Origin of the sequence: Nonomuraea sp. NPDC049714, assembly GCF_044465295.1 — a bacterium.
GTDB lineage: Bacteria > Actinomycetota > Actinomycetes > Streptosporangiales > Streptosporangiaceae > Nonomuraea.
In genome coordinates, this window is the sequence record NZ_JBITLM010000005.1 from 506,246 (window position 1) to 531,495 (window position 25,250).

The following is a 25,250-nucleotide window of genomic DNA, read 5'->3' on the forward strand; positions in this document are numbered from 1 at the left end:
CGCTGCTACCCGCTCGCGGGGCCCTGCTGGTGCCAGCCGCCTCGATGGTCGTGCGGCATAGAACCTGGAACGCTTCAGATGCCACCCACCGTGTGGTGCCTGCTCAGATCTGGTTCGTGCCACCGTCGACGTAGATGTTCGAGCCGACGACATAGCTGCTCTGTTCCGAGGCCAGGAAGGCTACGACTGCCGCGGCCTCCTCAGGCCGACCCATGCGGCCCTTGGCCACGGTCGCGGCGACATTCTCCTTGACGGCCCGGGCGGTCTCCTCGTCGCCGAAAGCGGCGGTGCCCCCGGGAGTCTCGATCCATGCCGGCGAGACCACGTTGACCCGGATGCCACGGTCCTTGAGCTCGTTGGACCACGTCCGCGCGAAGGACCGGACGGCCGCCTTCGACGCCGCGTACGCGCCGAACGCCTCTACTCCACGGTCGCCGGCCGTCGAACCGACCAGGACGATCGAGGCTTCGTCGTTGAGCAGCGGCAACGCCTTCTGCACGGTGAACAGCGTGCCTCGGACGTTGACCGCGAAGGTCTGGTCGAAGTGCTCCTCGGTGGTCTGTTCCAGCGTCACGAACGCACCGACCGCCGCGTTCGCCACGAGCACGTCCAAACCCTTGCCTCGCGCCCGGACCGCCTCGTAGAGCCGGTCCAGGTCCTCCGGCTTCGAGATGTCGCCGACGACCGCGGTGGCCCGGTCTGCTCCGATGGTCTTGGCGGCGGCCTCCAGTTCGGACTCGCGTCGACCGGTGACGAACACGTACGCACCCTCGTCCGCCAGCCGTACGGCGGTGGCCAGACCGATACCGGTGCTGCCCCCGGTCACCACCGACGTCTTGCCTTCCAGCTGTCCCATGTGGGTGTCTCCATCACTCTCTCGATGCCGATCCGTTCGACATCGATACTGCGGGACATCGGGGATACTATCCATGATGCAGAGTCCGGCTTTCTTTACGTATCGTCCAGGAGGTGTCGTCGGTGCTCGGATTTCGGGATCCAGTGGCTGACGCGATCGGCCTGCTCCGGCCCCGCACGGTGGTCGGGCCCAATCTCCGGGCCACGGGAGAGTGGGCTTTGCGCTTCGACACGTTCTTGCACGTGCGGGTCGGGGGCCTCGTGCGCGGCACGTGCTGGTTGATCCTCGAAGGCCACGAGCCGGTGCTCCTGCAGGAGGGTGACACCTTCATGCTGGGCAACCCGCCGCCTTACGTGCTGGCCAGCACGCTCGATGCAAGCCCGCGCCCTGCGGAGCCGGTGTGGGCGGGTGCCGAAGACGGGTTCGTGCGGATCGGCCCGGAGGCCGAGGAGGACCTCTACCTCTGCGTCGGGCACATCGCGTTCGACGACAGGAACGCGGCCCTCCTGACCGATCTTCTGCCGCCGCTCGTGATCGTCCGCGTGGCCGATCCTCATGGCAGGCGGCTCGCGCAGCTGATCGATCTCCTGGCCACCGAGGTCGGGATCGGGGTCGCCGCCGCCGGCAGCCCGCTGGTGCAGAACCACCTCGCACAGATCCTGCTCGTGCACATGCTGCGTGCTCACGCCGGTCAGACAGACCGGCCCACCGGCTGGCTGGGCGCCCTGAACGAGGACGGCATCGGTGCCGCCCTGCGTGCCGTGCACGCGGACATGGCCCGCTCCTGGAGCCTCAAGGAGCTCGCCGAGATCAGCCACATGTCGCGTTCCGCGTTCGCCCAGGCCTTCAAGAGCCACGTCGGGGTCCCGCCGTTGGAGTACCTGATCCAATGGCGCATGAGCCTCGCGCGAGACGCCCTCGCCCGCGACACTCTGTCGATCTCCGAGCTCGCACGGGCCACGGGCTACCTGTCCGAGAGCGCGTTCAGCACCGCGTTCCGCCGCGTGGTCGGCTCATCGCCCGCCCAGTTCCGGAACCAGGCACGGCAGCCACCGCGCTCGGCCGCGAACGGAAGCTGAAGGAGGCGTCCTGTGGTCGGCTGCGCCGCTCACGCCGGCGACGAAGACACCAGCGCACCGCCCGCCGACACCACTACCAGCGACGCGGACACGCGTCATAAACGCGACTACCTGGGCGTCGAGGTCAGGCAACCTGGAGACGTACCAGGTGTCCGCCCAGGCGGTGGCGGGGGGATCGACGCTGACACGGTGCTGGTCGTCGTGTCCGCGCCGGTACGGGAGGCGGTGCTAGCGAGTGGCGTGGGGACTGACACTGATCGCGGCGGCCGGGTTCTGCGTCGCCGAGTACCGGATGGAGCCCTGCGACGTCCTGTCGCCCCTCGGCCTGCACTGGATCGGGAACCAGGGTTACTACCTCGTGGCGGCCCTGCTGGTGCTCGCGGGCACCAGCAGGGGCCGGGCGCTCAGCCGCGCGACTCGTTGACGCAGCGCAGCATCGGATAGGTGGTCAGCGCCTCCGGTCGAGAGGCTGGGCGGTGGTCACGTGGAAGGTCGCCTCCTCGCCCGGCAGCAGGGTGACCAGCATGGCGTCCACCGAGGCCGCCGGGGTCCAGGCGGTCGGGGAACAGGGCCAGCCCGCCTCGCCGCCCAGACGCTGACGATCCGCTGGCCCTGAATATAGGCGTTTCAGAACGTGTTCTGACCTGGTTTCAGAATTGGCGGTGTGTCTGTTGTGCCTGACCTGCCGGTTTGGGGCAGGCTGCGGGCTGGTCGGCTCAGCCAGCGAGATCAATTGACGGGCCGACCTTGCGTGTCGAGCCACTAGCTGGTTCAGGCAGAACGATGGCCTGACTGGTCGACCTCGTCCGCGACAGCGACATCCCGGCTGACGCGAATGTGCTCTACGCTCACCTCGGCGGCCAGCCCGCGATCTAAGGCGTACGCCCCGTCGTTCCAAGACTCCGCACCGCACTGACCGCCTCAGGTGACACGAAAGACCGGCCAGCCGATCTCGGTGCGCCACGCAGCGGGATCGCTCGTGTCACGAGGGCCGACAACGTAGACCTCCCGCACCGGCCCGGCCACCGACATCGCGTTCTCCACCACCCAGGTCCCGAGTTCGCCGTACGTGACCTCGATGCCGTCGTGCTCGCCGACGTGGGTGGTGACGGCCAGTTCCGCGGCCGGCAGAATCGCGGGGTGCACGCGTCCGGTGCGAGGTGGCGCAGCGGTCGGCAGGTAGACGACCGCGTGACCGCGCTCCTGCTCGAAAAGGGCGTTGTCGTAGCTGCCGCCCGGCGGTCCGGTCACGGCGGCGCCGACGGCAGCCTCCAATTCGGCCATCGCGCCTGCGTACCAGGTCGCGACGTCGCGATGCCCGACTACGGCCTCCACCGCCGCGACCGTCCGGGCGGGCTCCGCACGCAGCTCGACGTCGATCGGCGCGGGGTCGGGCCGGAGCAGGCGGCGCAGCGACACGACCGCGGCCCGGGTGCGGTCGAGCACGTCCTCGAGGCGTTGCAGGTGGTCCGCGACCAGGGCCGCCCGGACACCGGGGTCGGGGGTCCGCAGGATCCGCTGCACATCGCTCAGGGGGACGTCGAGCTCGCGGAGCCGGTGGATGACCTGCGCGGTCGGGATTTGGTCGAGGCCGTAGTAGCGGTAACCGGTGGTCTCGTCCACCACGGCGGGTTCCAGCAAGGCCGCCTCGTGATACCGACGCAGGGTCCGCACGCTCAAGTGGGTCAGCCGCGAGAACTCTCCGATGGTCAGCACCCCCTCATTCTGAACGCTCCCCCTGGGGGAGAGTCCACGGCTTGACCCTCCCGCGCCGTGAGGTCACATGGTGGGCTCATGACACAGCACACCGATCTCCCGTCCGATCTGCTCCCGACCACCGTGCGCGAGTTCTTCGCCGCCCACGTCGTCCGCGACGCCGACACCGCCTCGTCGTTCCTCGCCGAGGATGCGGTGGTCGTCGACCAGGGCGAGACCTTCCGCGGCCGAGAGGAGGTCCACGCGTTCCTGCGGGACGCCGGGTCCGAGTTCGAGTACACGACCGAGCAGATCGGCGCTCGCCGCGTCGATGACGCCCACTGGGTGGTAACCGTGCGGCTCGAGGGCACCTTCCCGGGTGGCGTCGCCGAGCTCGACTACCGGTTCACGCTGCGGGATGACCTCGTCGCCGAACTCGTCATTGCCAACCACCCAGCCTGACCGAACCCGCGCCACCTCGATCGTCAAAGGAGAGAAATGTCTAGTTCAGATCGCGATCGTCTCGACGGTCGCCGGGCACTGGTCACGGGCGGTTCGAAGGGCTCGGGCAAGGCCGTCGTAGAGAGACTGCGAGAGATGGGTGCCGACGTGTACGTGACGGCGCGAACGATGCCCGACGGGTACGAGCACCCTGACCGATTCATCGAAGCGGACATCTTGACGATAGAAGGCACCAACGCCGTGGCCGCTCGCATCGCAGAGGCCGGCGGCACACTCGACATCCTGGTGCACGTCGTCGGAGGGGCGTCGACGCCGTCTGGTGGATTCGCGGTCATCACCGATGACCAGTGGCTCACCGAGCTGAACCTCAACCTCCTTGGAGCGGTGCGGCTGGATCGAGCTCTTCTCCCGGCAATGATCGAGTCTGGGTCGGGCGTGGTGCTGCACTTCACCTCGATCCAGCGTGAGCTGCCCCAATACGACGCGTCCCTGGCTTACGCAGCAGCGAAGGCCGCGCTGCGCACATACAGCAAGGGACTTGCCAATGAGCTCGCGCCACGCGGCGTACGGGTCAACGCAATCAGCCCCGGCGGAATCGAGACCGAAGCCTACGAAAGATTCGTGGACCGGATCGCCGAGGGCAACGGGCTCACACGTGAAGCAGCCAAGCAGACCATCTACGACTCCCTCGGAGGAGTGCCCCTGGGACGATTCGCGAACACCGAGGAAATCGCGGACCTGGTCGGGTTCCTGGTCTCAGACCGCGCCTCGGCAATCGTAGGCGCCGAGTACGTCATCGACGGCGGCACCGTCCCGACCGTCTGAGCCAGGCACCAGCTCCGAGTAGCCACTCGCGAACAGCTCGATCCGACGGCAGAGCCCCCTCCTTCACAAGGAGAAACTCTCAGACGCTGCTCGGCAAACACCGAGAAGCGCGTCGACGACCCCTTTGTCGCGCTTCCGGCGCTGGCCTGGTCGTCGAAGATCGCGCCGCGCGTCACCGGTTTGCGTGTGCGAGCGCTCAGGTTGACCCACCAGATGGCGGGCCGCATCGGCCACGTGACATTTATCGATGACCCGTGAGCTGAGGCAGGCAGACACCCAGTTGACTACCGCAAGGAGAACACATGACTGCGCAGATCAAGGACGGGTCATCCGCCCAACCGGTCGGACCGCCCCCGCCCTTCGACCCGGAGCTCGCTCCCGTCATTGAGATCCTGACCAGCCTGCGCTCCCCCGACGCGTACCGTTTGGACAACGTCGCTGAGATGCGTAAGCCCGTCCCCGGGGTGGAGACCCCGACCGACGAGGTCCTCTCGCGCGGTGGCACCTACAGCGTGGAGGAGTGGGCGGTGCCAGGGCCGGACGGGGAACCGGATATCTCGCTGCTGATCTGTCTCCCGAAGCACGCGGCGACGCCGACCCCGGCGCTTTACCACATCCACGGCGGCGGCATGATCGTCGGCGACAACCGGTTCGGCCTCGTCGAGATGTTGAACCTGGCCGAGCCGATGGGCATGGCCGTGGTCTCGGTCGAGTACCGGCTCGCACCCGAGACACCCCACCCGGGGCCCGTCGAGGATTGCTACGCGGGCCTGGTGTGGGTGTCGGATCACGCCCACGAGCTCAACATCGACCCTGAACGCATCGTCATCGGCGGTGCGAGCGCCGGCGGCGGCCTCGCGGCAGGTGTCACCTTGATGGCACGCGACCGCAACGGCCCGGCAATTCTGGCCCAGCTGCTCCTGTCGCCGATGCTCGATGACCGCAACGACTCGCCCTCCGCTCAGCAGATGCGCGGCGTCGGTATCTGGGACAGCTCCTCGAACGAGACCGGATGGAACGCGCTCCTCGGTGACGGCGTGCGCGGAGGACCGGATGTGTCCCCGTACGCTGCGCCTTCCCGTGCGGCAGACCTCTCTGGCCTGCCGTCCACGTTCATCGACGTCGGGTCGGCCGAAACGTTCCGGGACGAGGACGTCGCCTACGCAAGCCGCATATGGCAGGCGGGCGGCCGCCTCGAGCTGCACGTCTGGCCCGGTGGGTTCCACGGGTTCGACGTCGTGGCCCCTCGTGCCGTGATTTCGCAGGACGCCATCGCCGCCCGAGTGGCGTGGCTGCGCCGTCAGCTCTTGGTCTGTCACGCAGCCTCGGCCGGGTGATCGGTCCGGTCCGGTCCGGATCGGTGAGTCGGTCGCGAAGTCGGCCTTCGGCTCGGCTCGGGCGTTGTGCCGGCGTACGTAGCCGGCGATCGCGGTGTTCTGCTCGGTGTGGCTGCGCGCGAAGTGTCCCGGCAACATGCCCCTGGCTCCTGGGGAATGAGCGGCGACGATCCGGTGGTGGAGGCCAGTATGCTGCCGCTCTCCACGTCGGGCCCGAGATGACCAGGGTGACGCGGCACGGGCGCGCGGCTGGTTCCTGCAGCCGCAGCTCTCGTACGCGGGCATCCCCGCCAACCTGCGCATCACCGTGACCGGGGTGACGCTCGCCGGGGTGGAGGCGATGCTGACGGTGATCGCCGAGTCCACGGAGGCCGCCCGGCGGCGCGGCCCGGCCGAGCTGCCGGACGGCCTGGTGGAGCTGATCACCGGCCTGGACCTGGACGCCCTGGACGACGCCACCTTCGCCGAGCTCGCCGCCTCGGTGGGGGTGGACCTGCGGCCCGGCGCGGGACAACCCGCGATGGCCGTGGTCAACACCGTCCTGGACGCCCTTCCAGCGGAGCTCAGAGAGGCGGTCCTGGTGCGCTTCCTGTCGGTGATCTACAGCTGATCGTGCCGCCCGACCGGCCCAAGCAGCCTTTCGCCTCGCCGCCCAGACGCTGACGATCCGCCGGCCCTGGATAGAGGCATTCAGAACGTGTTCTGATATAGACTCAGCGCGTGAGCACCTGCCATGCCGACGCCGTGACCTTCTCAGAGCTGTCGAGAAATCCCCGATCGGTCGCCGAACGCGCGGCACGCCTCGGACGCGTTCGCGTCACACATCGCGATGCTCCCGACTTCTACCTGACAGCGGCGGACCGTGAAGAGGAGCGCGAACAGACCCTGACCACCGCGTCCCGGCTGTTCCTCGCCCTGATCAAACATGACCCCACCGCGCGGGCGCTGGTCATCGCCATGCCGGAGGTCTTTCCCTGGGTTCGCCACCTGTCCTCGGACGAACTACGGGCCTTCACTCTGGAACTGGTCGAAGCGCTCTCCGACGCGGCCGAGCTCGACGTCGATGCCACAACCCGAGAGGTCGTCGCGGGCTGGCGAGCCACCGCCAGAATCAAGGCCGACCCTGCACATCACGCCGAGGCCCGCAAGCCCACCAGCGGCGACTTCGGCCCGGTGCAGGTTTTCACATGAGTCCGAAACGGGGCGATCGCATTACGGTGCCGCCACCGGATGACGAGTGGGATCTCCGGTTCGGCACCGGCGACGCAGTCAAAGGCTGGGAAGAACTGTGCCGCCACGCCTTGGCCAACACGCGCCGATGCTTCGAGGTACTGCGAACCGACCCCCGATCACGTGCAAGTCATGACCGTCAGCATCGCCTGCGCGGTGATCTCGCGACCCATCGCCACAACGGCAAGGACTTGGAGCAGTGGGAGTTCGAGGTGACCAGCGGCGGGCGTGTGCGGTACGCCATCGATGACGCCACTCGTACTGTCTGGGTGATATACGCATCGCCTCGACACCCCAAGGACACCGAATAGGCGCGGCCGAAACCTGGCGCCCCATAAGTTCTTGGCGACGCGAGCGGCCCCATAGCCGGCGCGGGTCGCATTCCGGCACTGCGGAATCGCTTCACCCTTCGATAGAGCTATCCGGCCTCGCCGGAGAGCAGCCTCTCCCACAAGTCCCCGGCCTCCCTGTACGAGGTAGGACAGCTCTCCTTGACAATCACGGCAGTCGGTGAACGGTCGGTCCGGCGTATCCAGGCGCACCCGCCCCCAGCGCAGAGCTCGTAAACCCGCGCCCGGCCCTCCCCGGTGTGCCGTAGGACCCGGACCCGGCCGAAGCGAGGCAACGGATCACGCCAATCGATCGGCTCAGCGTCGGACCCACCATCAGCGGCATGCGGACCGTGAAAGTCAGAAGTCACGTGAGAGCCTCTTGCGCGTCCTCGAACTCAGGCGCCGGGAGCACTCCCAGCGTGGAAACCTCGGCCCAGGTCAGGTTCCACCGCTGCGGCACGGACCGGGTCCCCCAGCTGATCGCGGTCTGCTCGACCAGCCACAGGCCACGACCACCGCACTCCTCGGCACCGGACCGGCGAGAACGAGGAACCGTCACCGCGCCCTGGTCGATCACCTCAACCCTGGCCAGCGCGTCGGTGACCTCGTAAACCTTCACCCTCACCAACCCGCCAGGCCGCCCCGACTCGGTATGCAGCACGGCGTTCCCCGCCAACTCGCTCGCGACGAGCCGTACACCGTCCACATCGCGATGCCCCGCCACCGTCAAGGCGTCGGCCACCCAGCGGCGAACCAGGCAGACCCACGCCGCGTTCCCCGGGATCGTCATCTCAACCAGAGCCCGCTCACTCACCGCGCCACCTCCCACACCCGCTCGTACACGCTTTCGTCTCGCACGTCCACGCACCGGCTACGCCCGCGCCCCCAAGTGAAAACCCATTGCTGCCCCTGCAGCGCGGCCCGGACGAGCAGCGGCCCGGACTCCCGCCGCACCGAGAGACACGGCTCCGCCCGTCGCGGCAACTGGACCGAAACGGCCAGCCCTCGCACCTTCAACCCCCAGGCCAGCCGAGCCAGATGGAAGAACTGCACCTGCTCCGTGCTCGGCGACGCCGCACCCGTTCCCGTCACGTCGTCCTGCTTCCGCGTACGTCGCATCGCTGGAACCGCCTTTCGGTGCCGAAATAGCAGACTTCGGGCGATAAGGGACAGCCACTTGTACGTCCCGCAAGGGTCCAATCCCCAGATCCGCTCCGCTACGCAAGAATGAAGCTACGTTGAGTGACCTGTCAATGCACTGTGCACATGGAGTATGACTTTGTGTAACAGCCATCTACATCACTCAATGGACTGCCATAGTTACTCCATGCAATCGAGTCACAGCCCAACCGTGAGACTGCGTCGTCTCGCACGTGAGTTGCGCAGCATGCGTGAAGAGAAGGGACTGACTCCCGAGACTGCCGCCGCTCAACTTGGATGGCACCGCAGCAAGATCAGCCGAATCGAAACCGGCCGCACCAGAGCAAGTCTTTCGGATGTCGCCGCAGTCTGCGATCTGTACGGGGCCAGATCGGACGTTCGCGCCATGCTGGTCCAGTTGGCGAAGGAGGTTCGCAAGCGGGGTTGGTGGACGGCCTACGCCGACGTGTTCACCGGCTCCTACGTCGGGTTGGAGGACGAAGCATCGCGAATTTGCCAGTGGCAGGTGCAACTCGTTCCGGGGCTCTTGCAGACCGAGGACTATGCACGCGCGGTGATCAGCGCGGGAAGACCGGAACCGCATGATCCTGAGGACATCCAACGTCGTGTGATGGCACGCATGGCACGACGGACACTGCTCAGCCGTCCAGATGCCCCAGAGTTGCATGCCGTGATCGACGAGAGTGTTCTACGTCGTCCCATCGCCGGTCGCGAGATGATGCGAGATCAGCTGGAAGCCATCCTGGTCGCCGCTCGTCGGCCCAACATAACCATCCGCGTCCTTCCCTACAGCGTCGGCGCGCACGCAGGGCTCGAAGGGGCGTTCACGGTCCTGTCCTTCGCCGAAGCGGTGGACCCAGATGTTGCCTATGTCGAAGGCACGGCCGGTGACGTATATGTGGAGAGCTCGGATCAGGTAGATCGCTATAAAATCGCATTTGGGCGTATATGGGATGTCGCCCTGTCTCCAGAGGAGTCCCGGAAGCTCATCAGCGATATCAAGGAGCAGCTGACTCATGACTGACTTATCGAACGCCGCGTGGCGTAAAAGCAGCCTGAGCGGAAGCGGGAACGACTGCGTCGAAGTGGCTGACAACCTTCCCGGCATCGTGGCCGTACGCGACAGCAAGGACCCTCACGGGCCGGCGTTGGTCTTCGATCCGAGTGAGTGGAGAGCATTCGTTTCCGGAGTCAAAGGCGGCGAGTTCGACCTGTCTTGACTACCCCGTTCACCGCGGCCCCTTATGGGCTCTTCACGGTTGAGGGTGTAGTCGTGGTATGAACCCGCCGGTCTCGACGACCCGGCACGCGAGGACCGCGTGCTCGGGCTCGAGGCGCTGGCCGGTGACGACGAGCCCAAGCTCGTCGAGGTGGCAGAAGGCTGTCAGATCGGGGTGGGCGAACGCATCCATGCGCTCACCGACGGTGGCGTCGGGCACGTGGCGGTTCTTTCAGATGAGCGGGTAGGAGCCTTTCCCTCTGGAACCTCGACATCCATCTGGGACCGCCGCGCCAGCTACACCCTCATCTGGCGAAGAGCCGCGACTACACCCCGATCTCTGGGAGTAGGCCATCTGTCGAGGGATCCGCGATCACGGCCGATGGCGGAAGCTGATGCGCATCAGCCGACTGTCAGCCCAGTCTTCGAGCCGAGTCGGCCGGATGGTGCCGGGGTCGTGGGGCTGATTGAGATCCGCCACGATCTCCGCCAACACGGCCTGACGTTCAGCTGGGTCGGTGACAGGCGTGGCCCGTGCAGGTAGATCTGCACGGATCCCGTTCTTGAGGTGGAAGGTGAAGTTGGGATTGGCGAGAAGGTTCGCATGCCAGTCGGTCGCGGCACCGCCGGCGCCGCTACACAGGTAGGTGGCGCCCGCGGCTCGGTAGAAGAAGATCTCGATGCGGCGTGCTCGGCCGGTGCGGCGCCCCAGCGTCGTGATGTCGATGATCCGTTCTCTGGTGCCCGCGGCGGGGGTGATCTCGATGGCTCGTCGGATGTGGTGGGGCAGGTGGGACAGAGACGCGCCCCATGCGGAGTCGTTCGACCCGGTCGTGTCTGGGGTGCTCATGCGGTCTCGGCCTGAAGGGCGGGGCCGAGGAGGAGCCCACCGTCGATGACGTACTCCGACCCCGTGATGAACGACGCGTCCGATGACGTGAGGAACAGGAGAAGACGGCTGACGTCGGTCGGCTCCCCGAGCCGGGGGATGGCGAACGGCTCGGGTGAGTAGAAGTCGGCGATTGCCGCGACTGCGCCGGCTGCTGGTTCGTGGATGAAGGAGGTCGATATCACGCCGGGGTGGATGGTGTTCACCCGGATGTGGTCGCGGCCGAGCTCGAGTGCTGCCGTTTGGGTGAGGCCTCGCACGGCCCACTTGCTGGCGACGTACGGCGCGTAGTGAGCCGTGCCGCCCAGGCCCATGGTCGAGGCGACGTTGACGATGGCTCCCCCTGCTGCGCGGCGCAGAGCGGGGGCTGCGATCTTGATGCCGAGGAAGGTCCCTGTGAGGTTGATGTCGAGGATGCGCGACCACGTGGCCTGCTCCGTGTTTTCGATCGTTGCAGGTGGATTCTGCACGCCCGCGTTGTTGACGAGCACGTTCAGGGCGCCGAAGGCGCTCTCGGCGGCTAGCACAGCGGCGGACCACGAGCTCTCGTCGGTGACGTCGAGGTGGGTGAAGCGAGCGCGGGTCCCGAGTTCGTCGGCGAGAGCGGCGCCGCGTTCCGCGTCGATGTCGCCGATCACCACGTTCGCTCCCTCCGCGTGAAAGGCGCGCACGTGGCTCGAGCCCTGGCCGCCGGTCCCACCGGTCACGAGCACGGTCTGGTTGTCGAAGCGGGGCATCAGATGTTCCTTCGGTACGTGGGTGAATGACCGGGATCACCAGTGATGAACGCCGGCCAGTGGTGAGCCGGGCGACTCACCATTCCCTGACACTAGGTCGGGAGCAGTTGCGAGTCAAGCCACTCACCTCGTATGCTCGGCCCATGAGCAGGGTCGTGACGACATATCACCAGCGCGTCGCCCAGGAGAAGCGCGCGCAGATCGTGACGGCCGCGACCGCACTGTTTCTCGAGTTGGGCTACGACCGGACGTCACTGGCGCGGATCGCAGAGTGCTCGGGCGTTTCGCGGGCCACCTTGTTCAAGCAGTTTCCGAGCAAAGCCGCCCTGTTCGACGCCATCGTGACCGAGTCCTGGTCGACCGCTGACGAGGAGAATCCTCCGTCAGCAGGCAACGTCGTCGACGGGCTCAGCATCATCGGTCGCCGTTACGCCGAGCTGCTAGGCCGTGCCCAGATGACCGACCTGTTCAGGATCGTCATCGCTGAGCTGCCGCGGTTCCCTGAGCTGGCCCATGCGCAGTTCTCGCAGGGGAAGATGCCCTACTTCGAGTCCGTACGCAGCTACCTCCTGGCTGAGCACGAGGCGGGAACGGTGCGAGTCGAGGACGTGGACCTCGCAGCCACCCAGTTCCTGGGCATGATCTCCAACTACGTCTTCTGGCCGACACTCCTGGTGCCGGGCTGGGAGGTGAGCGCCGAACGCGTCGCTCAGGTAGTCGACGAGGCCGTCCGCACCATCGCCGCCCGGTACGCCGCGACTGGATCAGGGGCGTCCACCAACGACTGAGTCCCGCCGCCACCTAAGGAGCTGATGCCTACGCAATCGAGGCTGTCGGCACCAAGGCGTTCGCGGGTCATCCCGAGGCGGACACCGAAGGAGGAAGTCTCGATGTGTTGACCCACCTCGATCAGCCTGGCATCAGCACGGCCCGACAAGAGGTCTCAGCAGCGGGCCCAATCGTGCAAGGCTGCGCTCCTGGGGCGGAAACTCCCAGCGGCAGCAAGAGGGGTGGCCCAGGACCCGCAAGCCAGGCCCGCAGCTACACCCTCATCTGTGAAGAGCCTCCTTACGGCTCGCCGATCCGATCGGCGAGCCGTCTGCTTGGAGAAGAATCACGACCCGAAAGTCTTTGTCGCATCCACGCTCGTGGAGGCGGAGCCGGAGCGGTTCAGGAGAAACCGTGAGGCCTGCATGGCGACACTGGTCAAACCACAGACGTGCGTCTCAAACGGGGGTACTTGCGTGGCCGCTACGGTGGGGTGCCGCGGGTGCCCGCAAGAGAGATCGTCCGCGAAGTGGTGATCGGTCACGATGGGTGTTCGCGTGCCTCGTTGACGCAGCGCAGCACCGGATAAGAGGTCAGCGCCTGCGGGTCGAGGGGCCGGTCGGTGGTGACGTGGAAGGTCTCCTCCTCGCCCGGCAGCAAGGTCACCAGCATGGCGTCCACCGAGGCCGCCGGGTCCAGCCGGTCCGGGAAGAGCGCCAGCTCGCGCACGAGCGTGCGGGCCGTCACGGTGACGCGGTAGCCGTCCTCCACCGGCTCGACGCGGGCGTCGTAGTCGGCGGGGGCGTAGGCGACGGCGGTGTCCTCGGCGAAGAAAGAGACCACGCGCGCGTCCCCGAGCCGGACGGTCAGCAGCTCGGCGGCCGGGTCGTCGGGGTCGCCGACGGCGGCGGGCAGCGCCACCCGGGCCACCGAGCGCGGCCCCGCCTCGACCGGGACGGCCTCCTTGGCCAGCGGCTGGCCAAGGAGGCTCTGCCGGGTGAGGACCAGCTCGCCGGCCCACGGCTCGTCGCCGTCGTTGACCACGGCCACCTCACCGTCCTGTACGGTCAGCAGCCGGTCGGCGTAGGCGCGCCGGAGCGCGTACCAGAGCGGTTTGCGTCGGCCGTCGCCGTCGACGGCGGCCCACGAGGTGACCGGCCAGCAGTCGTTGAGCTGCCAGACGATGGTCCCCATGCAGTAGGGCGCGAGCGCGCGGAACCGCGCCACGCCGAAGGCCATCGCCCTGGCCTGGTTGAGCTGGGTCAGGTAGTGCCAGTCGTCGAACGTGCCCGGCTGCGGCAGGTGCTCTCCGAGGCCGCGCAGCAGCTTGGCGTTGCCGTCGTCGGCCTTCTGGTGGTGCAGCACCAGCGGCGCGTCGGCGGCCAGCTCGCCGCTGATGGCGCGGCGCATCGTGGCGTAGGCGGGCGGCCCCTGGAAGCCGAACTCGGCGACGAAGCGGGGCGTGTAGGCGGCGTAGCGGCTGTAGTCCTCGCGGTTCCACACGTCCCAGATGTGGATCGTGCCACTGGCCGGATCCTGCGGCGGCTGCCCCGGCGTGGCCGAGAACGGGCTGCCGGGGATGTACGGGCGCGTCGGGTCGAGCTCGGCCACGATCGACGGCAGCAGGTCGTGGTAGAAGCCGCCGCCCCAGCTCCGGCCGCCGAGCCGCTCCTGCCACCGCCAGTCGGCGTGGCCTTCGAGGTTCTCGTTGTTGCCGCACCACAGCATCAGGCTCGGGTGGGGGGCGAGCCGGACCACGTTCTCGCGGGCCTCTGCCACCACCTCGGAGCGGATCGGCTCCTCCTCCGGGTAGCTCGCGCACGCGAACGGGAAGTCCTGCCAGACCATCAGGCCGAGCTCGCCGGCCAGGTCGTAGAAGTCCTCGCTCTCGTACAGGCCGCCGCCCCAGACCCGCAGCAGGTTGACGCCGGCGCCGGTGGCCTGGGCGAACCGCTCGGCCAGCCGCTCGCGGGTGATCCTGGTGGGGAAGCAGTCGTCGGGGATCCAGTTGACGCCGCGGACGAACACCGGCACGCCGTTGACGACGAGCTTGAACGCCTCGCGCTCGGCCGCCACCGAGCGGAAGCCGATCTTCCTGGTCCACGCGGAGTCGCCGAGGCGCACGGCCAGCTCGTAGCGGTGCTGCTCGCCGTACCCGCGAGGCCACCACAGCCGCGGGCCGGGGACGGACAGGGACACGACCGCCTCGCGCTGCCCGGTGGCGAGCCGCACCTCGGCGGTGACGCCCGCCACCTCGGCGCGCAGCGTGAGCGGCTCCTCGGTGGCGCGCTCCACCTTGACGTGCACGTCGACGGTGCCCACGCCGTCGCCGACCCGGACCAGCGGGCGCACCTCGGCCAGCCGGGCGCCGCTCCAGCTCTCCAGGCCGATGGGCCGCCAGATCCCGGCGGTGACCAGGGCGGGCCCCCAGTCCCAGCCGAAGTTGCAGGCCATCTTGCGGATGAACGGGTACGGCGCCGCGTACGCGCCGGGCCGCTCGCCCAGCACCGCGCGCTGCTCCTCGGCGTGGCCGACGGCGGAGTCGAAGGTCACGGTGAGCGTGTTGGCGCCCTCGCGCAGCAGGTGCCGGACCGGGAACCGGTAGGAGCGGTGCTGGTTGGCGGTGCGTGCCACCCGCACGCCGTTCAGGGTGACCGTGGCCACCGTGTCCAGCCCCTCGCACACCAGGTCGGTGCGCTCGTGCTCGTCGCCGGACCAGGTGAAGGAGGTGCTGTAGGACCAGCCGGTACGGCCGATCCAGGACAGCCGGTTCTCGTTGTCGTCCAGGTAGGGGTCGTCGATGAGGCCTGCCGCCAGCAGGTCGGTGTGCACGCAACCGGGCACGGTGGCCGGTGCCTCGATGTCCTGCGAGACGGCCGACACGATCCAGCCGTCGTGCAACGGGCGGTACGAGCTCAAGGAGATCTCCTTAGCAGTCGCTGAGCTGGGCACAGGCCACAAAGTGTCCCGGATCGGCCTCCAGCAGCCCGCCGGTGGCCCCGCGCTCGTGGTACAGGCAGGTGGCCGGCGGCTCGATGTCGTCCCACGGGGCGTGCAGGCGGGGGACGGCCGACAGCAGCTGCCTGGTGTAGGGGTGCAGGGGGTCGTCGAAGACCTTCGAGGTGAGGCCCATCTCGACGATCGTGCCGCGCCGCAGCACGACGGTGCGCTCGGCCAGGTAGTGGCCGAGCGACAGGTCGTGGGTGACGTACAGCACGCCGAGGCCGCGCGCCTTGAGCTCGGCCAGCAGGTTGAGCACGTCGATGCGGGTGGAGGCGTCGAGCATGCTGGTGATCTCGTCGGCGATCAGCAGCTTGAGGTCCAGCAGCAGCGCCCTGGCGATGAGCAGCCGCTGCAGCTGGCCGCCGCTGAGCTGGTGCGGGAATTTGCCGAGCACCTCGTCCGGGTTGAGCCGGACGTCCTGGATGGCCGAGCGGACCCGCTCGGTCCACTCGGCGTCCGGCACCGACGGGTAGTAGCTCTCCTTGATCAGCGCGAACACGCGGTCGGCCTTGAAGACCGGGTTGTAGCAGCTGAACGGGTCCTGGAAGACGCCCTGAACCGACCGGTAGTAGTCCTTGCCCGGCTGGATCGGCACGCCGTCCACGGTGATCGAGCCGCTGGTGACCGGGGTCAGGCCGAGGATCATCTTGCCGATCGTGCTCTTCCCGCTGCCGCTCTCTCCGATGAGGGAGACGACCTCGCCGGGCCGCACGTCGAAGCTCACCGTGTCCACGGCTGTCATGGTCCGGCCGCCGAAGGTCCCGACCTTGTAGACCTTCGTGACGTTGTCGACTTTCAGCATCAGGCCTTCCAGCATGCGACGAAGTGGTCGGGCTCGATCTCGGCCACGGGCGGCTCCTCCGCGCACTCCTCGCCCGCGAGCGGGCATCGGGCCCGGAAGCGGCAGCCCGTCGGCGGGTTCAGCAGGGACGGCGGGCTGCCGGGGATGCCGGCCAGCTTGCGCTGGTCGTACCGGACGCCGATCTCCGGCAGCGAGTTGATCAGAAGCTGGGTGTACGGATGCCGCGGCGCCTTGACGACCTTGTCCGCGGGCGCCTTCTCGGCCAGCTTGCCCGCGTACATGATCATGATTGTGTCGGCGAGGTTGGAGGTGAGCGCCAGGTCGTGGGTGATGAAGATCATGCTCTTGACGAAGCCGTTGTCGCGGAAGCCGAGCATCGCCTTGACGACCGCCTTCTGCGTGGACACGTCCAGCGCCGAGGTGACCTCGTCGGCGATGAGCAGCGACGGGTCGAGCAGCGTGGAGATGACCATGACCATGCGCTGCTTCATGCCGCCGGACAGCTCGATGGGGTAGCGGCTCAGCACCTCGCGTTCCAGGCCGACCAGGTCGAGGCGGTGGTGCAGCTCCTCGGTGTCGAGCGTGACGCCGCGCGACCTGAGCAGCTCGGCGATCATCTTGCCGATCCTGCGGGTCGGGTTCATCGCGCTCATCGAGTACTGCGGGATGAGCGAGACCTCGTGGAAGCGGAACGCGTTCATCGCCCGGTCGTCGCCGACGGGCAGGTCGCGGCCGTCCAGCTCGACCGTCCCGCCGGCGTGCCGCATCCGGCCGTCCATCCGGATGAGGCTCTTGCCCAGGGTGGTCTTGCCGCAGCCCGACTCGCCCGCGAGGCCGAGGATCTCCCCGTCCTTCATGGTGAAGGAGACCCCGTCCAGCGCCTTCACCTCACCCTTGAGAGTGCGGTAGTGCACCCTCAGATCATTGACCCGCAGACTCATGTTTCCCTCAGCTTCGGGTTGAAGACCTCGTCAAGGCCGACGTTGGCGACGTACAGGGCGCCCACGACGGCGGTGATGCCGGCCCCCGGCGGGACGAACCACCACCACAGGCCGAGTTGGAGCGCGCTCCACTGGGTGGAGTTCTGCAGCATCAGGCCGAGCGAGACGCCTTCGGTGGGCCCGAGACCGATGAAGTCCAGCGAGGAGGCGATCAGGATCGAACCGCCGAACAGCAGGATGAAGGTCATGAACAGGTAGGAGCTCATGTTCGGCGCGATCTCCCGCATGATGATCTTGCGGGTGTTCATGCCGCTGAGCCTGGCCAGGTCCACGAACTCCCGGCTGCGCAGCGAGAACGTCTGCGCCCTGATCGACCGCGCCGCCCACGGCCAGGAGGTCAGCCCGATGAACAGCGCCTGCACGCCGACACTGCGGATGCCCAGGTAGGCGTTGATGATGAGCAGCACGGCCAGCGTCGGGATGACCAGCACGACGTTGGTGAGCATGTTGAGGATCTCGTCCATCCAGCCGCCCCGGTAACCGGCGACGAAGCCGATCACCATCGCGATGACGGCCGCGATGCCGCCGCCCAGCGCCCCGGCCAGGAACGTGGTGCGCAGGCCGTACACGAACTGGGTGAAGACGTCCTGGCCGAACGTGGTGGTGCCGAACCAGTGCTCCGACGAGGGCGGCAGCATCGCCGCCGCGACGTACTCGTTGGGGTCCTCGATGCTCATGAAGATCGGCCCGAACACGCCCACGAGCAGCAGGAACAGGACGATCCCGAAGCCGATCATCAGCTTGGTGTTGCGCACCGCGAAGTACAGCGCCTCCCGCCGCACCACGCGCTCCTGCGTGGGCAGGGTGGTCGTCGTGGTCATGCCTGAGCACCCGCCATTCCGGTACGCGTACGGGGATCGATCAGCACGTAGACGATGTCGATGATGAAGTTCGCCACCAGCACCCCGATCACGATGAACATGAAGGTGCCCTGCAGCAGGAAGAAGTCCTGGTTCTGGATGGCCTTGAGTATCAGGCTGCCGAGCCCTGGATAGGAGAAGACGATCTCGGTGACCAGCGCCCCGGCCACCAGCACGCCGAGCTGCAGTGCCAGGCCGGTGATCTGGGGCAGGATCGCGTTGCGGTAGGCGTACCGGCGGATCAGCCGCGACGGCGCGCCGAGCGCGGACAGATAGTTGGAGTAGTCCGACTCCAGCTCATAGATGATCATGTTGCGCATGCCGATCGCCCACCCGCCGAGCGCCACCAGGAACAGCGACAGGAACGGCAGGACCCAGTGGTGCAGCAGGTCGAGGACGAAGGCCCAGGTCCAGCTCGGCTGCAGGGAGAAGCTGTAGCCGCCGGCCACCGGGAACCACCCGGCCACCACGCCCAGCCCCCAGGCCAGGAGCACCGCCAGCCACATGTACGGCGTCGCCGTCAGGATGTAGCCGACCGGCAGGACCGTGTTGTCGAGCAGCTTGCGCCGCGCCGCGAAGGCGCCGAACCGGTTGCCGACCCAGTAGCTGAGCAGGACCGACGGGATCATCAACGCCAGCGTGTACGGCACCGCCGCCAGGATGACGTCGGCCACCGGGGTCGGGAACACCCAGATGCTGATGCCGAAGTCCCCCTGGAACATCGCGCCCCAGAAGTTCAGGTACTGCTGCCAGACAGGCTGGTCGAAGCCGAACAGGTTGGTGTAGTAGGTCCGCATCGCCTCGACCGCCGCGGGCTGCGTCACGCGGGCCCTGGCCAGCATGCTGGCCACCGGGTCGCCGGGCATGAAGCGCGGGATCATCCAGTTGACCGTGACGGCGACCACGAAGGTCAGACCGTAGATGAGCAGTTTCCTGCCGAAGTATTGGCGCACGTGAGGTCTCCCCAAAGGGGCCCCCTCCGCCCGGGGGGACAGGCGGAGGGGACACGATCATCCGGTCAGCCGGCCACGGGCTGGAGCTGGGTGAGCGTCTCGAATCCGCCCAGTTCGAGCCAGTTGCGCCACATGACGGGCGCCGACTTGGGCGCTCCCGGCGCCGAGGAGGGCCAGTTCTTCCACACGCTGTTGCTGGACTGGGCCCACAGGCCGTTGTACCAGAGCGGGATGACCGGCATCTCGTCCAGGTGGATCTTCTGCAGGTCGGAGATGACCGCCTTCATGCCCTCGATGTCGTCGGTCTTGACCTGGTCGAGCTTCTGGACCAGCTCCCAGGCCTCCTTGTTCTCGTAACGGCCGAAGTTGACGGTGTTCTGCGTCTTGCGGATCGGCAGCTGGAAGAGGTAGTCGTAGTAGGTCCACGGGCTGCTGGACAGCTGGCGCTCGTTGTTGACGATCAGGTCGAAGTCGCCCTTGCTGCGGTTCTCGACGAGCGCGTTGAAGTCGGGGAACTCCGGGTTGACGTCGATGCCGGCCGCCTTGGCACTGCTGGAGATGACCCGGGCCGCCTCCATCCAGTCCGTCCAGCCGGCCGGCACCTCGATCTTCAGGCTGATCTTCGAGCCGTCCTTGTTCTCCACCAGCCCGTCGCCGTTGGTGTCCTTGTAACCGGCGTCGGCCAGCGCCTTCTTGGCCTTGGCGGTGTCGAAGGCGAAGCCGCCGGCGCTCACCACGCTCTGGTCGACGAACTGGTCCCACTGCGGCAGCAGGCCCGTCGGGCTGGAGGCCTTGACCAGGTTGCCGTAGACGCCTTCGACGATCTTCTTGACGTCCACGGAGGTGGCCAGCGCCTTGCGGAAGGCCGGGTCGTTCATCGGCTTCTTGGTGGTGTTGGGCACCAGCCAGGCGGTGTTGGCCGACAGCATGTACGGCGGCTCGTTGTAGAACGTGGTGATGCCGAAGTTGCCCTTGACCAGGTTGGCCACGCCGGGCAGGAAGTTGTTGCTCATGTCCATGCCCTTCTGCAGCAGAAGGCCCATGGCCACCTCGTTGCTGGGCGTGGCGACGTCCACGATGTACTTGGGCTTGGGTTCCATGGTGAGCGCCGTCTTGCCCCACCAGTCGTCGCGCTTGACCCAGACCACGCGGTCCTGGTCATGGCTCTGGTACTTGTACGCGCCGGTGCCGACCGGGTTCTCGTTGACCCCGTTCAGCACGTCCTCCTCGGAACGGCTGCTCCAGATGTGCTCGGGCACGATGACCCGGCTGTAGAGGTTGTAGTCCCATTCCTGGTAGTTCGCCTGCGAGAACGAGAAGCGGACCGTCTGGTCGTCGACCGCCTCGACCGACTTCAGCCAGTCCCAGATGTTGTGGTACGGGACCGTCTCCATCTTGCCCAGGTTGTAGGAGAAGGCGACGTCCTTGGCGGTCAGCGGTTTGCCGTCCGCCCAGGTGACGCCCGTGCGGATCTTGGCCTCGTACGTCGTGTCGTCCGTCCAACTGCCGCTCTCGGCGAGCCACGGCGTGAGCTTGGCCGCGTTGGGGTCGAAGTGGAAGAGCGTCTCGTACACCAGGCCCTTGGTGCCGGTGGCGGAGTCCCACTCGCGGATCGGGTTGAAGTTGGCGGGCGGCCCCCACTGGGTGCCCGTGGTGTACAGCGTCTCGTTACGCGGGAGCTCGCCGGTGTTGCCCTGGGGAGCGGGTGCGGCGCTGCCGGCCTGGGAGGCTTGGGGAGCCGGCGTCGCGCCGCCTCCCGAACAGGCGGTGGCGGCCATGCCTGCCGCGAGGAGCGGTATCAGGATCCGTGCCCGGGTCTGCATTGCGTTTCTCCTTCCCCCACCGAAGCGGAGGTCGACCATGTGTCCAACCCCGAAGTCGGCGGCCCGGGACATTACGCCGCCGTCGTACCTGGTCAGCGGCCTGATCGGCGGCATTGAGCCGTTTGGGAGCGCTCTCATGCATCGCCGCGCAGATACCCGCTGAACCGGATAAGTATCGCGAACGTAAATTCGCGGTGACAACCGCGTCAAGAGCCGTGATCTGTTTGAGACAACGCCCCTTGGTGCGGCCCACCTGATGTGCGACGCTCGGACCAGGGGTAAGGTCGTCTCGACACGCAGCTAACCGGTTCAGAAAAAAAGGGGGCTCGGTGAAGCGACCGACGATCGCCGACATCGCCCGACAAGCGGGAGTCTCCAAGGTGGCCGTCTCCTACGCGCTCAACGACCGCCCCGGAGTCTCCCCCGCCAAACGCGCCGCCATCAAGGCCATCGCCGAAGAGATCGGCTGGCGGCCCAACAGCGCCGCCCGTGCCCTCAACGGCGCCCAGGCCCGCACCGTCGGGCTCACCCTGTGCAGGCCCGCCCGAATACTCGGCGTCGAGCCCTTCTTCATGGAGCTCATCAGCGGCATCGAGACCGAGCTGTCGGCCCGTTCCTACGCGCTCATGCTCCAGGTCGTGGCCCACCCCGAGCAGGAGATGGAGATCTACCGCCGCTGGTGGGGCGAGGGCCGCGTCGACGGCGCCATCCTCGTCGACCTGCGCTTCGCCGACCCCCGCGTCAGCGCGCTCAACGAGCTCGGCCTGCCCGCCGTCGTCATCGGCCACCCCTCCGAGGCCGGCTCACTCACCCCCGTCTGGTCCGACGAGTCCGTCCCCGTCCGCGAGACCGTCGAATACCTGGCCGCCCTCGGCCACCGCAGGATCGCCCGGGTCGCGGGGCTGCCCGACCTCGTCCACACCGTGCTGCGCGACCAGGCGTTCACCACCGCCTGCCAGGACCTCGGCCTCGACCAGCACCCGATCATGCACACCGACTACACCGGCGAAGAGGGCGCCCACGCCACCCGCCGCCTCGTCAGCTCCCCCACCCGCCCCACGGCGATCGTGTACGACAACGACATCATGGCCGTCGCCGGCATGTCCGCCGCCCACGAGATGCGCCTCGACGTGCCCGGCGACCTGTCGATCGTGGCCTGGGACGACTCGCCGCTGTCCCAGGTCGTACGGCCCGCGCTGAGCGCCCTCACCCGCGACATCCCGGCGTACGGCGCGCACGCGGCACGGGCGCTGCTGTCGTTGATCGCCGGCGAGGAGGTGGAGGGGGTGGAGGACGAGGCGGCCCGCCTGCTTCCCCGGGGCAGCACCGCCCCACCCCCGGGTCAGGGGCGCCCTTCGCCATCCACCCGTTGACCGTCTACGCCCGCCCCGGCCCGCCCGATCGCCGACCGGATCGCGGCGCTGTCGGCGGAGACTTCGGGTCGTGCACATGCGCGTCCAAGGCATCAGAATCCCGTCTTCGCCGTGCCGAACCACCGTCCGAGCGCTCCCCGGAGCCCGTCCGGATCGGTTCCCGACCACGCGACGTACCCATCGGGCCGGATGAGCAGTGACGGCGCCGCCGCACGGGCGGCCACGCGGGCGACGCGATCGGACCAGGCCGACGCGGCCTCGGCGAGCGCGGCGTCGGCGGAGAGGTCCAGGAGCAGCGGGCGAGCGTCGCGGCGGAGTTCGGCGAGGCGGAGCGCGCGACCGTCCTCGGTCGTCAGGTCGAGGCTCGGCGCGAACCACCCGGTGAGGTCGGCGGGCTCGCACTCGCCCATGTCGTACCGGACATCCGCGCCCGCCATCAGGTCGGCGATCAGCTGGACGCTCTCGCGCTTCGTCATCAACTCGGTGAACAGCTCGCGGAGGGCGGTCACGGCGCTGCCCGGCGCCATGAGGGCCGTCTGCGACTGCGTCTGCATGAACACGCGTTCGCCGAGCGCGCGGCGTTCGGACTCGTAGCTGTCGAGAAGTCCGTCGGGGGCCCAGCCGTGCAGGTCCGCTGACAGCTTCCATGCCAGGTTCGCGGCGTCCTGCAGCCCCAGGTTGAGGCCCGGGCCGCCCGAGGCGGCATGGACGTGGGCCGCGTCACCGGCGAGGAAGACCCGCCGGTCGCGGTACCGGTCCGCCAGTCGCGTGTTCCGCCCGCAGATCCGGCGCAGGAGGGTCGGCGAGCCCTCCGGCGGCGAGGACAGGGCCACCTGCACACCGAGGACCCGTTCGACGCTCGCCTCCATCTCCTTGAGCGTCATCGGTGCGCCCGGACCGGGGTGGCTGCCGACGGGGTGGTCCTCCCATTCGAGCGTCGTGATGAAGGGGTGCTCGGGAGCGAGGAAAGCGATCATGATGACCCCGCGTTCCGTCCGGTGGAAGTTGCCGGAGATCTCCCCGAACCCGCCGATCGCGATGCGACCGCCCGGCGCCGGCGCGATCTGCCCGGTCGATCCGATGAGTGCCGCTCGCGCCACCACCTGTTCGTCGACGATTCCCGGGAACGCGATGCCCGCCTGCTTCCGGATCTCGCTGTGGCCGCCGTCGCAACCTACGAGGAATCGGGTGCTGAGGTTCTCCTGCGCGCCGTCGAGGCTCGTGACGACGAGATCGACGTGGTCCTCCGACTGCGCGAACTTCCGGACCTCGTATCCGCGACGAACGTCCACGCCCAGCTCGGCGGCCCGCTCGGCCAGAATGCGTTCGATGTCGCGCTGGTTGATCTGGATCATGTACATCGGGTTGTCGTCGCCGAGGACGTGCAGCGGCAGCGGCAGCGTCCCGAAGAAGAACGTGGGCAACGGCTTCGGGACCCCCGATCCGCCGAACCGCTCGAACAGGCCGCGATCGTCGAGCAGGCGCACCGCCTGGCCGACGATGCCGTGGGCCTTGTCCGCCTGACTCGGTTCGGGTAGTCGCTCGACCACCACCGGGTCGACCCCCGCGAGCTTGAGCTCGCAGGCCAGAAAGAGCCCGACGGGCCCTCCACCGACGATGACGGCGTCGAACATCATGCACGCTCCCGTTCACTGTAAGAGAGGAATTACTCTCTTAATAAGGTAGGCGCACTTGCTAAGAAAGGAAAGCCTCTCTAGCGTGGAGGGGTGGCAGAACCCGTCCCGAAGCACGCCCGCCGCCGACACGGCGAAGAACTCCAAGCCGCGCTGCTCGAAGCCGCATGGGACGAGCTCGTCGAGACCGGCTACGCCAAGCTGACGATGGAGTCCGTCGCCAGACGAGCACACACCGGGATCGCGGTGCTCTACCGCCGCTGGCCCAACAAGGACCAGCTCGTGCTCGCCGCCATCGAGCACTACCCCAAGGTCCACCCGGTCGCGGTCCCCGACACCGGCACGCTGCCCGGCGACCTGCTCGCCCTGCTGACCGGCATGGGCGAAGCCCGCGCTACCTTCTTCGCCATAGCCGCGGCCAGCGTCTTCTCGGGGCTGCTGACCGATGCCGGGCTGACTCTCGCGCAGGCACGCGAAAGGATTCTGGGTGGCGCGCCACTGTCACGCGCCGAGATCGTTTACCGGCGCGCCCACGACCGCGGCGAGATCGATCTTGAGCACATCCCCTCCGCAGTGCTCGCCATGCCGTTCGACCTGATGCGCCACGATCTGCTCATGAGCCTGAAGCCCCTGGAGCCCGCACGCGTTCATTCGATCGTCAACGATCTCTTCATGCCCCTGGTCCAGAAGCACCGGAGCAGGCCGGATCGATCACGCATACCGAACTGACTTCACCACGGCGGACTTCCGCCGTTCCGGCGGCTTACCGCAGGCAAGGGAGCTCGAACCAGACGACGGTGCCCGGCTGGCCGGTGGCGCACAGGCGAGTCCACCCGGCACCACAGCGCCCGTGGGTGAACTCGGCGACGATCCGCAGCCCCCGCCCCCCGAGGGCCAGCTCGTCGACGTCGTCCGGGACGGCGAGGGGGCGGCGCAGCAGGCTTTCGATCAGCCCGGCGCCGGCGCCGGCGTCCACCACCTCGACCCTGCCCGGTGAGCCGTGGTCGTGCACGATCCGCAGCTCGTAGGGGCCGGGAGCGTAGCTGGCCGCGTTGGTGGCCAGCTCGGCGACGACCAACTCCAGCTCGACGAGCACATCGCAGGCGAGGTGCTGCCGGGACAGGTGGTCGCGGAGCAGTTCTCGCGCACGGCTGGTGGCGCTGTCAGGGGGCAGGCACCAGGTGATCATCCGAGAGCTTTCATCGGACCTG

General features: G+C 67.9%; 28 protein-coding genes and 1 pseudogene. 14 read left to right on the forward strand and 15 right to left on the reverse strand.

The annotated features are described in order from the left end of the window. Window positions 1-103: 103 nt before the first annotated feature. The gene (locus tag ACIBQX_RS23035; RefSeq protein WP_397007653.1) at window positions 104-856 is read right to left on the reverse strand and encodes an SDR family NAD(P)-dependent oxidoreductase; all 753 of its coding nucleotides are present in this window, start codon (window positions 854-856) and stop codon (window positions 104-106) included. Between the two features lie 143 nt (window positions 857-999). Between ACIBQX_RS23035 and ACIBQX_RS23040 the strand changes: the two genes are divergently transcribed. From ACIBQX_RS23040 to ACIBQX_RS23050, 3 genes are all read left to right on the forward strand, one after another. Next, window positions 1,000-1,935 (forward strand): AraC family transcriptional regulator, encoded by a 936-nt coding sequence (locus ACIBQX_RS23040; RefSeq protein ID WP_397007655.1) that lies wholly within the window; start codon window positions 1,000-1,002, stop codon window positions 1,933-1,935. 235 nt (window positions 1,936-2,170) lie between these two features. Next, entirely contained in the window at window positions 2,171-2,359 is a 189-nt protein-coding gene (locus ACIBQX_RS23045; protein WP_397007657.1) for a hypothetical protein, read from the forward strand. Window positions 2,360-2,411: 52 nt separating this feature from the next. Continuing rightward, a complete protein-coding gene (locus ACIBQX_RS23050; RefSeq protein WP_397007659.1) occupies window positions 2,412-2,534 on the forward strand; it encodes a hypothetical protein in 123 nt (40 codons plus the stop codon). 322 nt (window positions 2,535-2,856) lie between these two features. On the opposite strand, the gene ACIBQX_RS23055 is transcribed toward ACIBQX_RS23050, so the two are convergent. Beyond that, entirely contained in the window at window positions 2,857-3,651 is a 795-nt protein-coding gene (locus tag ACIBQX_RS23055) for a MerR family transcriptional regulator (RefSeq protein ID WP_397007661.1), read from the reverse strand. A 78-nt stretch (window positions 3,652-3,729) separates the two neighbouring features. Here ACIBQX_RS23055 and ACIBQX_RS23060 point away from each other — a divergent pair, with 78 nt between their 5' ends. The 6 genes from ACIBQX_RS23060 (at window position 3,730) to ACIBQX_RS23085 (ending at window position 7,795) form a co-directional block, all read left to right on the forward strand. Further along, window positions 3,730-4,092: a nuclear transport factor 2 family protein gene (locus ACIBQX_RS23060; protein WP_397007663.1), complete on the forward strand. Its 363-nt coding sequence runs from the start codon at window positions 3,730-3,732 to the stop codon at window positions 4,090-4,092. Between the two features lie 36 nt (window positions 4,093-4,128). After that, complete coding sequence (locus ACIBQX_RS23065; protein ID WP_397007664.1) at window positions 4,129-4,917, forward strand: SDR family oxidoreductase; 789 nt, start codon at window positions 4,129-4,131, stop codon at window positions 4,915-4,917. Window positions 4,918-5,219: 302 nt separating this feature from the next. Beyond that, window positions 5,220-6,254 (forward strand): alpha/beta hydrolase, encoded by a 1,035-nt coding sequence (locus tag ACIBQX_RS23070; RefSeq protein ID WP_397007666.1) that lies wholly within the window; start codon window positions 5,220-5,222, stop codon window positions 6,252-6,254. 307 nt (window positions 6,255-6,561) lie between these two features. After that, the gene (locus ACIBQX_RS23075; RefSeq protein WP_397007668.1) at window positions 6,562-6,864 is read left to right on the forward strand and encodes a hypothetical protein; all 303 of its coding nucleotides are present in this window, start codon (window positions 6,562-6,564) and stop codon (window positions 6,862-6,864) included. A 110-nt stretch (window positions 6,865-6,974) separates the two neighbouring features. Then, a complete protein-coding gene (locus ACIBQX_RS23080) occupies window positions 6,975-7,445 on the forward strand; it encodes a hypothetical protein (RefSeq protein WP_397007670.1) in 471 nt (156 codons plus the stop codon). Further along, a complete protein-coding gene (locus ACIBQX_RS23085) occupies window positions 7,442-7,795 on the forward strand; it encodes a hypothetical protein (protein ID WP_397007672.1) in 354 nt (117 codons plus the stop codon). The genes ACIBQX_RS23080 and ACIBQX_RS23085 overlap by 4 nt, the downstream gene beginning before the upstream one ends. 385 nt (window positions 7,796-8,180) lie before the next feature. Here ACIBQX_RS23085 and ACIBQX_RS23090 read toward each other — a convergent pair whose 3' ends face one another. Together ACIBQX_RS23090 and ACIBQX_RS23095 are read right to left on the reverse strand one after the other, a co-directional pair. After that, a complete protein-coding gene (locus ACIBQX_RS23090) occupies window positions 8,181-8,630 on the reverse strand; it encodes an ATP-binding protein (protein WP_397007674.1) in 450 nt (149 codons plus the stop codon). After that, on the reverse strand, window positions 8,627-8,935 hold the full coding sequence (locus ACIBQX_RS23095) for a hypothetical protein (protein ID WP_397007676.1): 309 nt from the start codon (window positions 8,933-8,935) through the stop codon (window positions 8,627-8,629). Before ACIBQX_RS23095 ends, ACIBQX_RS23090 begins: the two co-directional genes overlap by 4 nt. Before the next feature lie 208 nt (window positions 8,936-9,143). Here ACIBQX_RS23095 and ACIBQX_RS23100 point away from each other — a divergent pair, with 208 nt between their 5' ends. After that, a complete protein-coding gene (locus tag ACIBQX_RS23100) occupies window positions 9,144-10,001 on the forward strand; it encodes a helix-turn-helix domain-containing protein (protein ID WP_397007678.1) in 858 nt (285 codons plus the stop codon). Then, complete coding sequence (locus tag ACIBQX_RS23105; protein ID WP_397007680.1) at window positions 9,994-10,197, forward strand: DUF397 domain-containing protein; 204 nt, start codon at window positions 9,994-9,996, stop codon at window positions 10,195-10,197. Before ACIBQX_RS23100 ends, ACIBQX_RS23105 begins: the two co-directional genes overlap by 8 nt. Before the next feature lie 72 nt (window positions 10,198-10,269). Here ACIBQX_RS23105 and ACIBQX_RS23110 read toward each other — a convergent pair. From ACIBQX_RS23110 to ACIBQX_RS23120, 3 genes and pseudogenes are all read right to left on the reverse strand, one after another. Continuing rightward, a pseudogene (locus ACIBQX_RS23110) lies at window positions 10,270-10,416 on the reverse strand (ISL3 family transposase); the annotation flags it as partial. A 153-nt stretch (window positions 10,417-10,569) separates the two neighbouring features. Then, on the reverse strand, window positions 10,570-11,046 hold the full coding sequence (locus tag ACIBQX_RS23115) for a nitroreductase/quinone reductase family protein (protein ID WP_397007682.1): 477 nt from the start codon (window positions 11,044-11,046) through the stop codon (window positions 10,570-10,572). After that, window positions 11,043-11,822, reverse strand: coding sequence for a glucose 1-dehydrogenase (locus ACIBQX_RS23120; RefSeq protein ID WP_397007684.1), 780 nt, complete (start codon window positions 11,820-11,822; stop codon window positions 11,043-11,045). The genes ACIBQX_RS23115 and ACIBQX_RS23120 overlap by 4 nt, the downstream gene beginning before the upstream one ends. Window positions 11,823-11,965: 143 nt before the next feature. Between ACIBQX_RS23120 and ACIBQX_RS23125 the strand changes: the two genes are divergently transcribed. After that, entirely contained in the window at window positions 11,966-12,610 is a 645-nt protein-coding gene (locus tag ACIBQX_RS23125; protein ID WP_397007686.1) for a TetR/AcrR family transcriptional regulator, read from the forward strand. A 520-nt stretch (window positions 12,611-13,130) separates the two neighbouring features. Here the strand turns inward: ACIBQX_RS23125 and ACIBQX_RS23130 are convergent. The 6 genes from ACIBQX_RS23130 to ACIBQX_RS23155 all read right to left on the reverse strand — a co-directional run bounded on the left by ACIBQX_RS23130 (window position 13,131) and on the right by ACIBQX_RS23155 (window position 21,032). Continuing rightward, the gene (locus ACIBQX_RS23130; protein ID WP_397007688.1) at window positions 13,131-15,509 is read right to left on the reverse strand and encodes a glycosyl hydrolase 2 galactose-binding domain-containing protein; all 2,379 of its coding nucleotides are present in this window, start codon (window positions 15,507-15,509) and stop codon (window positions 13,131-13,133) included. 10 nt (window positions 15,510-15,519) lie between these two features. Next, complete coding sequence (locus ACIBQX_RS23135; protein ID WP_397007690.1) at window positions 15,520-16,395, reverse strand: ATP-binding cassette domain-containing protein; 876 nt, start codon at window positions 16,393-16,395, stop codon at window positions 15,520-15,522. Then, entirely contained in the window at window positions 16,395-17,336 is a 942-nt protein-coding gene (locus ACIBQX_RS23140; RefSeq protein WP_397007692.1) for an ABC transporter ATP-binding protein, read from the reverse strand. Before ACIBQX_RS23140 ends, ACIBQX_RS23135 begins: the two co-directional genes overlap by 1 nt. Then, entirely contained in the window at window positions 17,333-18,217 is an 885-nt protein-coding gene (locus tag ACIBQX_RS23145) for an ABC transporter permease (RefSeq protein WP_397007694.1), read from the reverse strand. Before ACIBQX_RS23145 ends, ACIBQX_RS23140 begins: the two co-directional genes overlap by 4 nt. Continuing rightward, the gene (locus ACIBQX_RS23150; protein ID WP_397007696.1) at window positions 18,214-19,209 is read right to left on the reverse strand and encodes an ABC transporter permease; all 996 of its coding nucleotides are present in this window, start codon (window positions 19,207-19,209) and stop codon (window positions 18,214-18,216) included. The genes ACIBQX_RS23145 and ACIBQX_RS23150 overlap by 4 nt, the downstream gene beginning before the upstream one ends. Window positions 19,210-19,274: 65 nt before the next feature. Then, window positions 19,275-21,032, reverse strand: a complete 1,758-nt coding sequence (locus tag ACIBQX_RS23155) for an ABC transporter substrate-binding protein (protein WP_397007698.1) — start codon at window positions 21,030-21,032, stop codon at window positions 19,275-19,277. A gap of 329 nt (window positions 21,033-21,361) precedes the next feature. Here ACIBQX_RS23155 and ACIBQX_RS23160 point away from each other — a divergent pair, with 329 nt between their 5' ends. Next, a complete protein-coding gene (locus ACIBQX_RS23160) occupies window positions 21,362-22,405 on the forward strand; it encodes a LacI family DNA-binding transcriptional regulator (RefSeq protein WP_397007700.1) in 1,044 nt (347 codons plus the stop codon). Between the two features lie 92 nt (window positions 22,406-22,497). Here the strand turns inward: ACIBQX_RS23160 and ACIBQX_RS23165 are convergent, their stop codons facing one another. Beyond that, a complete protein-coding gene (locus tag ACIBQX_RS23165) occupies window positions 22,498-24,042 on the reverse strand; it encodes an FAD-dependent monooxygenase (RefSeq protein WP_397007702.1) in 1,545 nt (514 codons plus the stop codon). Window positions 24,043-24,132: 90 nt separating this feature from the next. On the opposite strand from ACIBQX_RS23165, the gene ACIBQX_RS23170 reads away from it, so the two are divergent. Further along, window positions 24,133-24,768, forward strand: a complete 636-nt coding sequence (locus ACIBQX_RS23170; RefSeq protein ID WP_397007704.1) for a TetR/AcrR family transcriptional regulator — start codon at window positions 24,133-24,135, stop codon at window positions 24,766-24,768. 34 nt (window positions 24,769-24,802) lie between these two features. Here the strand turns inward: ACIBQX_RS23170 and ACIBQX_RS23175 are convergent, their stop codons facing one another. Then, on the reverse strand, window positions 24,803-25,228 hold the full coding sequence (locus tag ACIBQX_RS23175) for an ATP-binding protein (protein WP_397007706.1): 426 nt from the start codon (window positions 25,226-25,228) through the stop codon (window positions 24,803-24,805). Window positions 25,229-25,250 lie beyond the last annotated feature (22 nt).